The organism is Ensifer sp. ENS03 (assembly GCF_014852035.1).
GTDB lineage: Bacteria > Pseudomonadota > Alphaproteobacteria > Rhizobiales > Rhizobiaceae > Ensifer > Ensifer adhaerens.
Map to the genome: position 1 here is coordinate 235,561 of NZ_JACVAV010000003.1, position 12,882 is coordinate 248,442.

Genomic DNA, 12,882 nt, shown 5'->3' on the forward strand with positions numbered 1-12,882 from the left:
CGTTTTCCATTGTTGATGTCATGGATATATCGACGTGGACGGCGCCTCTGTAGTCCGCCTAAATTGGACTTATCGTCTGCATATGTGGACGATCGAGATTGAAGGATCTCGGCGAACGATGCCTGATTTTCGCCGAACGCCATTGGGGCGTTCGGCAATGTATCGGATCGGTCTCTGACAGGGCCCCGCCGCTAGGCGGAGCGAGCCGGAGACGGATAGAGGCCGCCTTCGTCGGCATCGACGGTGATCGACAAGGTTACATGCCGCGGCCGCGTCAGCGCGAACAGCACTGCCTCGGCGATGTCCCGGTTCGTCGCCGCCTCGCCCTTCCGTCGACTGCCGGCCGCCTCCCATGCGCCATCAAGCGGCGAGATGTCCTCAATGTATGGCGGGTGGACGACGATCGAACGGACGGGGGTACCTGCAAGCTTCTGGCGCAGGCCATCGGCCAGGGCGGCCTGCGCCCGCTTGGCAGCATAAAAGGGCACGGACACGGTCTGGAGTGCGGCATTAGGCAGGCCGCTGATCGAGCCGATCGTGACGATATCCGGCCGGGGCGAGTGAGCGAACAAAGGCAGCAGCCCCTGGGTGAACAGGAAGGTCCCGGTAACCGCCGCGTTGACGACGCCGAGCACCGCGTCATCAGGATGATCCTCGTCACTGTCCTCGAGCCACATGGCGCCGTTGTTCACGAGGATATCGATGCGTCCGTTCTCGGCCTTGATGCCCTCGACTGCCGCAGCCACGCTTTTCGCATCCGCAAGATCGAGCGCAACGGTTTGTACCCGTCGCCCGAAAGCACGGACAATCGGTTCGGCCACGTCCGTGAGCGCGCTCTGGCTGCGCCCGCACAACACGAGAGCGCAGCCCGCTTCGGCCAATGCATAGGCCAGGGCCGCTCCGAGGCCGCGACCAGCACCTGTTACCACCGCGACAGTTCCATTCAGTTGTATCATCCGCATCCCCTAGGAGCGCGCGAAGAGAAGCCTCGCGCGCGTATCGAGGCTGCACAATTAGGTATCAGCGGTTGAATTTCCAACGGGAAAGCGCCGGATGCGACGACCCGGCGCACATGCCTTCGACGCGCGTTCCGTCGGGCAAAGGCAAGTGCGGGAAGATTTCAGGGTGGAGAAACGGGGGCGCCGACCTATCTCGCAGAGCAGGTGGCGAAGGAAACGGCCCCTCCGGCTTCAAAACGAAAGGACGCGTCATGGCCAAGAACACGATCTGCCTCTGGTACGACAAGGAGGCCGAGACGGCCGCTCGCTTCTACGCCGAGATCTTTCCCGATAGCCGGGTCAGCGCCGTGCATCGCGCGCCCGGCGACTTTCCGTCCGGCAAGGCGGGAGACGTGCTGACGGTGGAGTTTACGGTCGCCGGAATTCCCTGCCTCGGCCTCAACGGCGGGCCGATGTTCAAGCACAACGAGGCCTTTTCGTTCCAGATCGCCACCGACGACCAGGAGGAGACCGACCGCTACTGGAACGCCATTGTCGGCAATGGCGGACAGGAGAGCGCCTGCGGCTGGTGCAAGGACAAGTGGGGCATTTCCTGGCAGATCACGCCAAGGGTCCTGACCGATGCCCTGGCGGCCGGCGGCGCCGAAGCAAAGCGCGCCTTCGAGGCGATGATGACCATGGGCAAGATCGACGTCGCTGCGATCGAGGCGGCGCGGCGCGGCTGAAGCCTTCGCTCCGACGGAACTTTCCGGCCCGAGACGGCTTACCCAATGGTGTGCGGGCAGTGTCAACCGGACGCGACAGGGATGGTGAACATGGCGGTTTTTCCGGTTTCCCGCCATGGCCAACGCAATGGCAGTCGAGCGCCCCACCTGTCCGGTTCGCCTCACGCTGTCGGCGACGCATCGCCGGCAGCACGATCGGGACAGACTTGCCGAACCTTTCCAAGTGCCCGGCTACGCGGGATCAGGCACTCAGGATATCGCGAAGCGCCTCGCCGACCCCAGTCGCCGACTGCGGGTTCTGGCCGGTGATCAGCCTGCCATCGACAACCACCTTCGATGTCCAGTCCGCGGCCGGATGGTGCGTCGCACCGCGCTCGAGAAGCGTGCTTGCGAGCAGGAACGGGACCGTCTTGTCGAGGCCGACGGCGCGCTCTTCGGAATCGGTGAAGGCGCTGACGTTGCGGCCAGCAACCAGATAGCGGCCGTCGGAAAGCTTGACGTTTACGAGGGCTGCCGGTCCGTGGCAGACCGCCGCGACAGCACCGCCGGCCTCGAACACCGAACGCGTCACCCGGTCGACGGCGCGGCTTTGTGGCAGGTCCCACATGGCGCCATGACCGCCGGCGAAGAAAATGGCCGCGTAGCGGTCGGGATCGATATCATCGAGCCGAACCGTCGTGCGGATTGCGGCACGGAACCCTTCGTCGTTCCAGTAGCGGGCATTGGTCCCGTCATTGAGGTCGAGCCCGTCGACCGGCGGCTCGCCGCCCTTGATCGAAGCAAACTCGACGGCAATGCCGGCCGCCTCGAGCACGGCAAGCGGGTGGGTGACCTCTCCAAGATAGAAGCCGGTGGGTTGGCCGCCCTCCCCCTTGATGCCATGGCTGGTGAGCACAAAGAGCACAGGCTTTTTCGGAACGGATGTCGTCTCTGGCATCATTTTCTCCTGGTTGAAGCGAGCCTGACATTGCGGCTCTCAATTGATGCTGCTTATTTATTGCTTCCATCTGCGGCGATAAATGCGCCGCCCAGGAAATGATCTGGTCTTCAGAGGCAAAAATGCGTCGCTTCGATCACCTCGCCGATGTCGAGGCTTTCATCACCGTCATGGACAAGGGGTCGATGACCGCAGGAGCCGTCGCGCTGGCCACGACGCCTTCCGTGCTGAGCCGCGCCATCACCAGGCTCGAGACGAAGCTCGGCACGCAGCTGGTGCGGCGGACGACGCGGCGCATCAGCCTCACCGACGCCGGGCGGGTCTACCTCGATCAGGTGCGGGCGGCCTTCGAGACAATCGATCAGGCCGAACGCGCCATTCAAGGCGACGGCGTTGTTGCCGGACGCGTTCGGCTCAGTGCGCCCACGACCTATGGCCATTTCCAGCTGCCGGAAAAGCTGACCCGCTTCGCGACGAGGCATCCATCCGTCACCGTCGAGCTGTCGATTGCCAACCGCAATGTCGATCTGGTCGCCGAGGGCTACGACCTTGCCATACGCCTCGGCCAGCTCCCCGACAGCGGCATGATCGGCAGAAGGCTCGAAGACGCGCCGTTGAGGCTGGTCGCCTCGCCCGGTTACGTCGCGCGGCGTGGCATGCCGCGTTCTGTCGACGAGCTCGCAGCACATACCTGCCTGCCCTTCATCATGCCGAGCAGCGGGCGTCCGGCCCCATGGCTGTTGCGCGTCGCCGGAGCCGACCTCGACTGGATACCCCATGGCCCGATCCAGGTGGAGGACGACGTGCTCGGCACCGTCTCGTTGACGGAGGCAGGCCTCGGGATCTGCCAAACCTATGATTTCATCGCGCGCGACCGCCTGGCGCGCGGCAGCCTGGTCGAGCTTCTGCCGGAATTCGGTGGCCGGTCGCGCCCCTTCTCCCTCATTTATCCGCCGCACAGAAACCTACCGGCTGCGACCCGAGCATTGATCGACTGCCTCGTGGAGCAGGACTGAGGGAAGCGCTCGTCAGTTCGCGCCGTGGCCGTGGTGCCACCGCGCGCAATCAGCGGATCCGCAGTATGACAATGAGCAGCGATTTTGCGCCCTATCTGCTTCGCTGGTCGCTTGTGCCCGATGGTGCGCCGATCGTCGCGCGGTTGAGCCGGCTTCTGCCGGTCCTTCGAAGAGGAGAAGCGGCCATGTTGAAGATCGCGAGCGAACCGGAAGAGAAATGGGAGGTCGCCGCCCGCTGCGGCTTTGCCGATGCCGATACGCTCCGGCGCGCCTTCATGCGACATGTCGGCGTCACGCCGGCCGAATATCGCAAGCGCTTTGCCAGCCCGGCTCTGTCCGCGGATTGAGCCGGGCTGGCGCTATTCCCTACTCCGCCGCCTGCATCCTGCCCTCGGGCTTGCCCAGATAGGGCAGCACGAAAAGGTAAATGCCGGTCGGTAGCAGCACCGCCAACGGCGGCAGGGGCAGGTAGTAGACCCATTCGGGGAGCGTCATTACTGGCATGCCGGCAAAGATGGCGGCAACGGCCAGGGAGAAGAGCAGCGACGTCCAGCGATGGATTTTCCGGATCAGGGCGGTCATTCTGGCACCTTGGGTTTGAGCAACGGTCGTCAATGGCTGCGATCAGTCGAGTTTCGCGACGACGTCTTCCAGCTGGGTGAAGAAGCGTGGCCATCCGACCGTCGCGCCCTGGAAATAGGCCTTTTGGTCGGCTCTGAAGCCGCGCTGTTCCATGCGCAGGCTCGTGCCGCCCCTGGCGGGCGCGAGCGTCCAGGTGACGACACTGGTCAAGTCCTTGGTGTCCCAGCGATAGGCGAGCGAGCGGTTCGCCTCGATCGTCTCAACCTCGCAATCGACCTGACCCCAATCGGCGGAAAGGGTAAAGCGACGGCCGACTTCGGGAATGAAATCGTTGCGCATCAGCCATTCGGCAATCAGATGCGGCTGCGTCAGCGCGCGCCAGATCTTCTCCGGCGGATAGGGAAAGTCGCGTTCGACGACGACAGAGCGGGTGGTTTCCGTTGTTTCGATCATTGGTCCATTCTCTTCAGGAGATCATCGAGATCGTCGAAGCGGTCCTGCCAGAAGCCGGCCATCTCCGTCGTCCAGTCAACCAGCGTCGCGAGCGCTTCGCGCCGGGCGCTGTAATAGGTGTAGCGGCCCTCATGCCGGTCGTGCACGAGCCCTGCAGCCTTCAGGATCTTGAGATGCTTGGACACGACCGGCTGCGAAACCCCGGCATCGGCCAACAAGCCGACGACCGTGGTATCCCCCTGGCGGCAAAGGTGTTCGAAGAGCCCACGGCGTGTGGGATCGGCGAGCGCCCGAAAAACCGCGTCCTGTAACTCAGTCATATCTCATACCCGTTTGGCTATGAGATGACGTATAGCCAATCGGGTATGCGTTTGTCAAATGCTTATGATTCGTCGGCCCGCATCCCTTTCAAGTGCCTTAGCCGCTGCCGTACCGCCCCTCCGGCACCGCGAAAGCTTGCGCTTGTTGGCGAAACGCAGCGCCCCTATAGAAGAGGCATGATCGGTCAATGTCCGCCAATGGCGGTGAGGTAGTCTGATGGTTTCGCATATTCGTGCCGTTCCTCTCGAAAAGGCATACCGGCTGCTGAACCATGGCCCGACAGTCCTGGTTTCCGCCCGCCATGGCGGCGTTCAGGATGTGATGGCGGCAGCCTGGGCCTGCGCGCTCGATTACGATCCGCCCAAGCTGACGGTCGTGCTCGACAGCGCCACCCGTACCCGCAGCCTCGCGGAGGAAGCGGGCGTGTTCGTCATCCAGGTGCCGACCGCCGCCCAGGCGCTGCTGACCCATGCGGTGGGCACCACGAGCCTTCACGACGATCCCGACAAACTTCGCAACGCCGGCGTCAAACTGTTCGACATGCCGGACTATGATCTTCCGCTTGTTACCGGCTGCTCCGCCTGGCTCGCCTGCCGGCTGATCAGCGAGCCGTCGATCGAGAGCCGCTACGACCTGTTCATCGGCGAAGTCTTCGCGGCCTGGGCCGACGATCGCGTGTTTCGCGACGGGCATTGGATGTTCGAGACGGCCGATCCGGCCTTGCGCAGCCTGCACTATGTGGCGGGCGGGCATTTCTACGCCATCGGCGATGCGATCGACGTGTCCTCCCGATAGGCCGAAAGCGCCCACCAACGGTGGCGCGTCCGGATGGCGACGCTCGGTTCTCCCTATGGAGAAGACCCGGCCGCGCTCTTTCGCACGACCGGGCCCGCCCCGGGAGGCTACGCACCTTAAAAAAACCGGCCAAAAGCCTGGCGGTCAAGCGAAGGCCGTGACGTTGCCTCAGCTCTTTCCGGACAGGGCGATCACCCGGTCGAGTGCTGCAGCGAAGCCCTTGAGCGAGACAGCGAACGCCACGTCCTTTTGGCTGTCGCTGGCGAACGCGCCGATCTTCAATGCCGTGCCGCTACGAAGCAGCGCAACCGTCGCTTCGGTGAAGGTCAAAGGCACGATGCAGCCGAGCGGCAAGCAGGTGCGGAAGCGGGTCGGCTTGCCGCCGGTCGCGTCGTCGACGCCAAGCGTCACGCCCTTGTCCAGATAAAGACCGAAGGGGAGCGCGAGGCTCCCCTCAAGCCCGGCTTCGGCCGCAGTGCGAAGCTCGATCGTCAGCACATGCTGACCGCTCTTGTGGAACTGGCGCTGCGAGAGGAGGCAATGTTTCTTTCCCTCGATCTCGGCGCAGGCGACGCTCCAGTCCTCGTAGGTCTCCGAAAGCTGGGAGGGCGCCGCGGGCTTGCCGGCGGCGTCTTCCCCATGAAGCGGCGTGATGGCGACGAACGTCGCCATCAGCATTGTCGAGAGCCAGACGAACCTTCGCATCAGAAGCGCACGTCGAGCTTGGCGTCGACCGCGTTCTGCGTCGTGCCCGAACCGAACTGGCCGGTATAGGTGATGCCGAGGCTCGCAGTGCCGGTCAGCGCGAAGTCGATGCCGGCTTCGATGATCGCCGCATCCTCGGCGATCGGCGTACCGGCGACCGAGAAGGCGCTGCCCGTGCCGAACGCCATCGACGAGAACGGGGTCGTATCGCCGAAGGCATGCTGCCAGCCGAGCATGCCGCGCAGCTTCGCTTCGGTTGTGCCAAGGCTGAGCGGAGCCGAAGCGCGAAGACCGAGCGTCGTGAAGGTCGTATCCGTCGTGTTGCTCCGGGTCGACAGAGCCGCCGCACCACCGCGCTCGGTGAATCCGTCGGTGTGCAGGCTGACATAGGCGAGGTTGGCGAACGGCTCGAGCGCGACACTCGGCAGGTCGATGCGGTAGCCGACTTCACCGAAGGCCTGGAAGGTGCCGGCGTCATAATCGGCCTTCAACTGATCGCTGAAGCCCGGAAAGGCGACATTGCGCGACGTGTTGATCGAATGCCAGGTGTAGGCAAGCCCCGAGCGCAGTGCGACGTCGCCCCACCGGCTGCCGCTATAGACACCAAGGTGGTAATTGTCGCTGTTGCCGCTCGCCGAGCGGCTGTCGACGTCGAAGTTGGTCCGGCTGTAGCCGGCCATGATACCGACGAGCGCATTGTCCGAGATAGCCGCGTCGAAACCGGTAACGAAACCGCCGGTCGACTGATCGAGCGCACCGGCGTTGCCGTTGCCGTCGGTGTTGGTCCAGGAACCGAACACCTGGCCCCAGCCGACCATTGCCGGCGGCGCGACGGGTACAGCGTTGACGGCGGCAACAGCACCCGTCGTGATCTTGTCCTCTGGACCGTAAGCGAGAACCGGAACGTTTGCCGCACCCACGTCGCCAAATGCATCGCGAATGCGGTTGTTGGCGGCGTTGCGCAAGAGACTGCTGTCGTTGATCAGCGCCGTCTGCGCCGAAGCGTGAACCTCGCCGGACAACAGGTCGAAGGCGCGGCGTGCTGCATCTCCATCCTGAAGGATCAAGGCGTTGTAGAGCCCGAGCGACGAGCCGCTCTGGGCGAGCGTGTTGAGGGCAAGCGCCGTCTGCCGCTGGTTACCGGTGTTCGCCTCACCTTCAAAGACACCGGGTTCGGGCTCACCTGGCTTCGGTTCGCCTGGCTTCGGCTCCTCGCCCGGCTTGGGTTCTTCTCCCGGCTTCGTACCGCCGTTCTTGACCTTGATCTTGAGATCGACCTGCTTTTCCTGCTGGTCGAGCGACACTTCGAGGAAGGCAGACTTGGAGATCGCCTCGGCGAATTTTCCTTCGATTGCCCGATCGGCGGTCAGGATCGTATAGGTCTGGCCGGTCTTATAGCTGGTATTGGCATCGAGTGCCGTGACCTGCACGTTCGTGCCGCTGCCGATCTTCGCGATGCCGGTGTTGTCGTTGGTGCCGATGCTCTTGACGACGATGCGGTCGGAGCGGCCGTCGCCGGCGATGTCGGCCTCGTAGATCGAGCCGGTCGCCATATCCAGCCGACCCATGATCGTCAGCGTGCCAGTGGAATTGTTGCCGGGCGAAATGATCGCCTTCTTGTCGATATAGGTGTTGCCCACCGTGCCCGAGCCGCCAAGCCGGCCGAAGGCCGAACTGCTCCTCGATTCACCCCAGACGTTCACTTCACCGGTATAGAAACGGTCGCCCTCGATGCGTCCCGTCGCACCGTCGACGATCAGCGAGCCGTTGGTGACCTCGAAGTTGGTCTCACTATAGTCCAAGGGGCCGTTATCCGAGTCATTGTCGATCGTGTCGACGTTGCCCTTCACCACCAGCTTGCCGCCGGAAACGTTCACCTTGCCATAGAACTTCGACAGGTCACCGGTAAGGATGGTCTCGCCGGAGAAATTCGAGATCATGCCCTTGCCGACCATGACATTGCCGAACTCGTAGCCGGTGTTCGTATGGTTGAAGTTGACGTAGCCCCGGCGCGGCCCGAAATCGATCTTCGAGGACGAGTTGACCGTGCCGGCGCCCTGCGCCTGCCGTGCAACGGGTTCGGCGATATTGTTCAGATCGACGGCACCGCCGATCGTCAGATTGCCCATGCCCTCATTGTTGATACCGCCGACGCCCGAAAGCACGATGTCGCCACCAACCGAAAGCTTAGCGCCGTTGGCGACCGAAAGATTGGCGCGACCAGCCTCGCCGATCGTCAGCTTGTCGGCCACCTTGAGTTCGCTGCCGGCGCCGTCGATAACGGCCTGGATGGTGTCGGTGCTCTCGTCCTCACGCAGGATCGCGGTGTTGGTGGAAACGACAGCGCCCTTTTCGACGGTAAAGCTGTCGCCGATCGTGAATTCACCGGTGTTGACCCAGCGCGTATTGTCGCCGGTGACGAGCACCGTGCCATTTTCGAAGTAGGTCTTGTTGGTGTTGACGAGGCCGCCGTCCTCGATCCGAACTGTAGCGGTGTTCAGCGTCAGTGCACCGTAAGCGACCCCCAGGAACTCGGTGTTTAGCATGGAACCCGCGCCGCGCACCACGAGCGTTCCGTCGCCCTCCTGCAGGGCGCCGACATAGGTCTCCTTAGCCGAAACCTTGCCGCCGTTCTCGACGATCAGCGTGCCCTTGCCGCCATAGATACCGCCTTCGAAGCCGCCAACAAAGAGCATGCGGTCGCCGTTGGGATTGGCATCGACGATGTCCCAGGTCGAGCCCGGCCCGGAGACGACGACCGTGCCGACGCTGCCGCGACTGTCTGCGATGTAACCATCGGTACTCTCAACCTTGGCACCATTGTTGATCGTCAGTGTCGCGCCGCCCGGCCCGCCGCGGATAACGAGATTGCCGTTGATCGTATGGTCGCTGGACCACGTTGTGTCGTTTGGAACCAGCAATCCGGCCGCCTTTGCCGGCGACGGCACGAGTGGCACGGCGGCCAGAGCCAGTGAGAGCAGGCCGGCGCGACCGAGCGCCGTCGAACTCAGAAGGTTGATCCTCAAAACGTCCGCCTTCGCACAGGTATTCAATGTCTGCCCCTTTTCCTTTTCATTCGTGGGCGCACAAATCCCAGGCGAACGGATTCGCCGGGAAAGCACGGGTCATGGGGCGGCTATAGCAAGCCCGCAAAAAGCGAGAATTCGGCTTTCTGCAAACGGCAGATTGCGGCGTCGAAGGGCTGTGGGTTTCTGCAAACGGCTTGTTTTCGGCGACGAACGGCGGTCGACAACCATATGGACTTGAAGGATAAAACCTCGCATGGCGCGAGGACATGAGACGGTTTTGCCTGACGAGGCTGGATATGCCGCAAGCGTTCGGCGGGCGACGCTCTTCCTCGGGCTCCTCTACCAGTTCATGCAGTTCGTCATCAGCAGTACGCTCTGGGCTTTCCTTGGATATAACCCGATTGCGATCGCGCCGATCACCCTGATCCTGATGCTGAACGGGACACTCATGTCCTATGCGATGGCAGTGGCACTCTTTCGCTTCCGGGGCAGGTCCATCCTCTTCAAGCTTCTGCTCGGCTCCGCCCTGGCGCTCGTCGCCGCAGCGATCAATGCCAGCATCGATCTCCTCAGTCACGGCCTGATCGAGCATGGCGATCCGGGCCCAATCAACTGGACCAATGTCGGCTACACCCTCATCTATTGCATGGCGCTGTTTCACGGATGGGCGTTTCTCTACATCGCCCTTCTCGCCAATTACGAACTGCGCGAGCGGGAACGCCGGCTTGCCGTGACACGGGAGGAAGCGCTGACGGCGCAGATGCGGGCGCTGCGCTACCAGGTCAATCCGCACTTCCTGTTCAACACCTTGAACTCGATTGCCGGGCTGATCGAAGAGGGCGCATCGACGACCGCCCGCCGCATGGTGCTCTCGCTCTCCTCCTTCCTGCGCACGACACTCGAGCTGGATCCGATGCAGGACGTTTGCCTTGCCGACGAGCTGGCCTTGCAGCTCGGCTATCTCAACATCGAGGGCGAACGCTTCTCCGACCGCATGCGGGTCAAGCTCGAGATTGCACCGGGCCTGGAGCAGGCGCTGGTCCCGAGCCTCATCCTTCAGCCATTGATCGAAAATGCGGTCAAGCACGGCGTCGGCGGTTCGATCGGCGTGGTCGAGATCGTGATCCGGGCGGCAAGGCAAGGCGAGACGCTGGAGCTTTCCGTAGAAAACGACATGGCGAACGAGCCGCCGCGCCCGGCGAATAAACCTGCCGGGACCGGCACCGGACTGAGGAATGTCGCCGACCGCATCAAGGCCCGGTTCCCCGAGGTCGGAGCCTTCATATCCGGCCTCGTGGCACCGCACCGTTTTCGGGCAGCGATCACCATGCCGCTGCGGCTGGTCTGATCGCCGCTCTCCGGCCAACGACGGCCGGTAGTCGAAAGTCCGGGCCTTTCTGCAAACCGCTCGATTTGGCCGACGAACGGCAATCGACATCGGCGGCCGGTTGAAGGATAAAAATGGCCATGAAACCTGAGGACGACGCAAGATCGGTGGACGAGAGCGCTTACATCGCCAGCGTGCGGCGCGCGACGCTCTGGCTCGGTTTACTCTACTGGTTCGTGGAATTCCTGATCAGCAGCATTCTTTGGGCGATCCTCGGGATCGACCCGATCATGTCCGCGCCAGGCAAGCTCCTGTTGATGTCCTGCGGCATGGTCTTTTCCTATGGCATCGCCGCTGCGATGTTCGGCGTCCGCCATCAACACATCGCGCTGAAGATCGTCGTCGGCTTTACGACCGCTCTGATGGCTGCGATCGCCAATACCGGCGTCGACTTTCTTCTCTATCTTTTCATCGTGCGTCCCGACCCGATCACGCCCGATTGGACCAGCATCGGCTACACGCTGGTCTACAGCATGGCGACCTTCGTCGGCTGGTCCTTCTTCTTCGTGGCATTGCTCTACAGCTTCGAACTGCGCGAGCGCGAGCGACGCCTGGCGATCACGCGCGAGGAGGCACTCGCCGCACAGATGCGAGCGCTGCGCTACCAGGTCAACCCGCATTTCCTGTTCAACACACTGAACTCCATCACCGGCCTGATCGAGGAGGGGCAGTCCCTTGCCGCGACGCGCATGGTGATGTCGCTGTCCAACTTTCTGCGCACGACGCTGGAGCTTGACCCGCTGCACGACGTGCGGCTTGCCGACGAACTCGCGCTCCAGGCCCGTTACCTGCATATCGAGGGCGAGCGCTATTGCGACCGCATGAGGCTCCGAATGGACATCGACACCGGTCTCGAGGAGGCCTTGGTGCCAAGCCTCATCCTGCAGCCGCTGATCGAAAATGCCGTCAAGCACGGGGTCAGCCGCTCGCCGGATCAGGTGGAAATCGTCATCAGCGCCGCCAAAGTGGGCCATGCGCTGGAAATCTCCGTCGAAAACGACATTGCGGCAACTCCCGAAACCGAGCGGAGGCCGGGCACGGGGATCGGCCTCAAGAATGTAGCCGATCGCGTCCAGGCCCGTTTTCCCGGCGTCGGCGCCTGCGTTTCGGGTCTCGTCACGCCCGGTCGTTTCAGAGCTGCAATCACAATGCCGCTGAGGCTTGCATGAATGAAATCCAGACTGTTCCGCTTTCAATCCTCGTCATCGAAGACGAGCCACTGGCGCGGCGGCGCCTGCTGCGCCTGCTCGGCGCCATGTCCGCCGTTGAGGTGGTGGGAACGGCCGGCAACGTGCAGCAAGCCTGCTCCATGGTTGCCGAACTTTCGCCGGATGCGATCCTGCTCGACATCCAGATGCCGGGCGGCACCGGCTTCGATGTCCTGGAACGGCTGGGCGACCACGCACCCGCAGTCGTTTTCGTGACCGCCTTCGACCACTATGCGCTGCGCGCCTTCGAAGCTGCTGCGGTCGACTATGTCACCAAGCCGATCGAATCCAGCCGGCTGCGCACGGCGATCGAGCGCGCCCGCATCGCAATCGCGGCGCGCACGAGCGCCGAGCGGGTGCTCGAACTCAACGAAACCGTGACGGCGCTGCGCCAGGCGCTGCGCAAGCACGAAACCCAGACCGGCGACCTTTGGATCAAGGCCCGGGGAGAATTCGTGCGGATCGCGCTCGACCGGGTCGTGCGCTTTCAGGCGGAACGCGACTATGTCCGCATTCACGTCGAGGGCCGGTCCTATCTGCACCACGAAAGCCTCGCCTCGCTCGAGCGTCGCCTCGATCCCGCAGAATTCCTCAGGCTGCATCGCAGCTCGATCGTGCGCCGGGACTGTATCGTGGGGCTGAAGCAGGCCCCCTTCGCCGCGCTCATCGCCCTTCTCTCCGACGGCAGCGAGATCCGCGTCGGCCGAACCTACGCCCGACACATCCGCCCGACGACCGGCGAACGCAGCCAGCCGGACTAGCCGC

General features: G+C 63.3%; 14 protein-coding genes. 7 read left to right on the plus strand and 7 right to left on the minus strand.

The window, feature by feature from the left end; all coding sequences use genetic code 11:
* Positions 1-191: 191 nt before the first annotated feature.
* The gene (locus tag IB263_RS13915; protein ID WP_034787952.1) at positions 192-956 is read right to left on the minus strand and encodes an SDR family oxidoreductase; all 765 of its coding nucleotides are present in this window, start codon (positions 954-956) and stop codon (positions 192-194) included.
* Between the two features lie 254 nt (positions 957-1,210).
* Here IB263_RS13915 and IB263_RS13920 point away from each other — a divergent pair, with 254 nt between their 5' ends.
* Positions 1,211-1,684, plus strand: a complete 474-nt coding sequence (locus IB263_RS13920; RefSeq protein ID WP_060517743.1) for a VOC family protein — start codon at positions 1,211-1,213, stop codon at positions 1,682-1,684.
* A 241-nt stretch (positions 1,685-1,925) separates the two neighbouring features.
* On the opposite strand, the gene IB263_RS13925 is transcribed toward IB263_RS13920, so the two are convergent.
* Positions 1,926-2,621 carry a type 1 glutamine amidotransferase domain-containing protein gene (locus IB263_RS13925; RefSeq protein ID WP_192438614.1) on the minus strand — a complete coding sequence of 232 codons (696 nt, stop codon included), beginning with the start codon at positions 2,619-2,621 and terminating at the stop codon, positions 1,926-1,928.
* 122 nt (positions 2,622-2,743) lie between these two features.
* Here IB263_RS13925 and IB263_RS13930 point away from each other — a divergent pair, with 122 nt between their 5' ends.
* Both IB263_RS13930 and IB263_RS34715 read left to right on the plus strand, forming a co-directional pair.
* Positions 2,744-3,637, plus strand: coding sequence for a LysR family transcriptional regulator (locus tag IB263_RS13930; protein ID WP_060604456.1), 894 nt, complete (start codon positions 2,744-2,746; stop codon positions 3,635-3,637).
* A 65-nt stretch (positions 3,638-3,702) separates the two neighbouring features.
* The gene (locus IB263_RS34715) at positions 3,703-3,984 is read left to right on the plus strand and encodes a helix-turn-helix domain-containing protein (RefSeq protein WP_060604453.1); all 282 of its coding nucleotides are present in this window, start codon (positions 3,703-3,705) and stop codon (positions 3,982-3,984) included.
* Positions 3,985-4,003: 19 nt separating this feature from the next.
* Here IB263_RS34715 and IB263_RS13940 read toward each other — a convergent pair whose 3' ends face one another.
* The 3 genes from IB263_RS13940 to IB263_RS13950 are packed head-to-tail and all read right to left on the minus strand — an operon-like array spanning position 4,004 to position 4,992.
* Entirely contained in the window at positions 4,004-4,219 is a 216-nt protein-coding gene (locus IB263_RS13940; RefSeq protein ID WP_034787664.1) for a hypothetical protein, read from the minus strand.
* 42 nt (positions 4,220-4,261) lie between these two features.
* Complete coding sequence (locus IB263_RS13945) at positions 4,262-4,672, minus strand: SRPBCC domain-containing protein (protein WP_192438615.1); 411 nt, start codon at positions 4,670-4,672, stop codon at positions 4,262-4,264.
* Positions 4,669-4,992: a helix-turn-helix transcriptional regulator gene (locus IB263_RS13950; protein WP_034787670.1), complete on the minus strand. Its 324-nt coding sequence runs from the start codon at positions 4,990-4,992 to the stop codon at positions 4,669-4,671. Before IB263_RS13950 ends, IB263_RS13945 begins: the two co-directional genes overlap by 4 nt.
* Positions 4,993-5,209: 217 nt before the next feature.
* On the opposite strand from IB263_RS13950, the gene IB263_RS13955 reads away from it, so the two are divergent.
* Positions 5,210-5,788, plus strand: a complete 579-nt coding sequence (locus IB263_RS13955) for a flavin reductase family protein (protein WP_034787676.1) — start codon at positions 5,210-5,212, stop codon at positions 5,786-5,788.
* A 168-nt stretch (positions 5,789-5,956) separates the two neighbouring features.
* Here IB263_RS13955 and IB263_RS13960 read toward each other — a convergent pair whose 3' ends face one another.
* Positions 5,957-6,493, minus strand: a complete 537-nt coding sequence (locus IB263_RS13960; protein ID WP_034787678.1) for an invasion associated locus B family protein — start codon at positions 6,491-6,493, stop codon at positions 5,957-5,959.
* On the minus strand, positions 6,493-9,519 hold the full coding sequence (locus IB263_RS13965) for an autotransporter domain-containing protein (RefSeq protein WP_162733031.1): 3,027 nt from the start codon (positions 9,517-9,519) through the stop codon (positions 6,493-6,495). The genes IB263_RS13960 and IB263_RS13965 overlap by 1 nt, the downstream gene beginning before the upstream one ends.
* A 256-nt stretch (positions 9,520-9,775) precedes the next feature.
* Here IB263_RS13965 and IB263_RS13970 point away from each other — a divergent pair, with 256 nt between their 5' ends.
* The 3 genes from IB263_RS13970 (at position 9,776) to IB263_RS13980 (ending at position 12,878) form a co-directional block, all read left to right on the plus strand.
* Positions 9,776-10,870, plus strand: coding sequence for a sensor histidine kinase (locus IB263_RS13970; RefSeq protein ID WP_210338263.1), 1,095 nt, complete (start codon positions 9,776-9,778; stop codon positions 10,868-10,870).
* A 113-nt stretch (positions 10,871-10,983) separates the two neighbouring features.
* Entirely contained in the window at positions 10,984-12,078 is a 1,095-nt protein-coding gene (locus IB263_RS13975; RefSeq protein WP_210187447.1) for a sensor histidine kinase, read from the plus strand.
* Entirely contained in the window at positions 12,075-12,878 is an 804-nt protein-coding gene (locus IB263_RS13980; protein WP_060604437.1) for a LytTR family DNA-binding domain-containing protein, read from the plus strand. The genes IB263_RS13975 and IB263_RS13980 overlap by 4 nt, the downstream gene beginning before the upstream one ends.
* Positions 12,879-12,882 lie beyond the last annotated feature (4 nt).

Excerpts from the sequence above, each read along its gene's own strand:
- IB263_RS13915 (WP_034787952.1), bottom strand. The coding sequence starts at position 956 with ATGATACAACTGAATGGAACTGTCGCGGTGGTAACAGGTGCTGGTCGC.
- IB263_RS13920 (WP_060517743.1), top strand. The coding sequence starts at position 1,211 with ATGGCCAAGAACACGATCTGCCTCTGGTACGACAAGGAGGCCGAGACG.
- IB263_RS13925 (WP_192438614.1), bottom strand. The coding sequence starts at position 2,621 with ATGCCAGAGACGACATCCGTTCCGAAAAAGCCTGTGCTCTTTGTGCTC.
- IB263_RS13930 (WP_060604456.1), top strand. The coding sequence starts at position 2,744 with ATGCGTCGCTTCGATCACCTCGCCGATGTCGAGGCTTTCATCACCGTC.
- IB263_RS34715 (WP_060604453.1), top strand. The coding sequence starts at position 3,703 with ATGACAATGAGCAGCGATTTTGCGCCCTATCTGCTTCGCTGGTCGCTT.
- IB263_RS13940 (WP_034787664.1), bottom strand. The coding sequence starts at position 4,219 with ATGACCGCCCTGATCCGGAAAATCCATCGCTGGACGTCGCTGCTCTTC.
- IB263_RS13945 (WP_192438615.1), bottom strand. The coding sequence starts at position 4,672 with ATGATCGAAACAACGGAAACCACCCGCTCTGTCGTCGTCGAACGCGAC.
- IB263_RS13950 (WP_034787670.1), bottom strand. The coding sequence starts at position 4,992 with ATGACTGAGTTACAGGACGCGGTTTTTCGGGCGCTCGCCGATCCCACA.
- IB263_RS13955 (WP_034787676.1), top strand. The coding sequence starts at position 5,210 with ATGGTTTCGCATATTCGTGCCGTTCCTCTCGAAAAGGCATACCGGCTG.
- IB263_RS13960 (WP_034787678.1), bottom strand. The coding sequence starts at position 6,493 with ATGCGAAGGTTCGTCTGGCTCTCGACAATGCTGATGGCGACGTTCGTC.
- IB263_RS13970 (WP_210338263.1), top strand. The coding sequence starts at position 9,776 with ATGGCGCGAGGACATGAGACGGTTTTGCCTGACGAGGCTGGATATGCC.
- IB263_RS13975 (WP_210187447.1), top strand. The coding sequence starts at position 10,984 with ATGGCCATGAAACCTGAGGACGACGCAAGATCGGTGGACGAGAGCGCT.
- IB263_RS13980 (WP_060604437.1), top strand. The coding sequence starts at position 12,075 with ATGAATGAAATCCAGACTGTTCCGCTTTCAATCCTCGTCATCGAAGAC.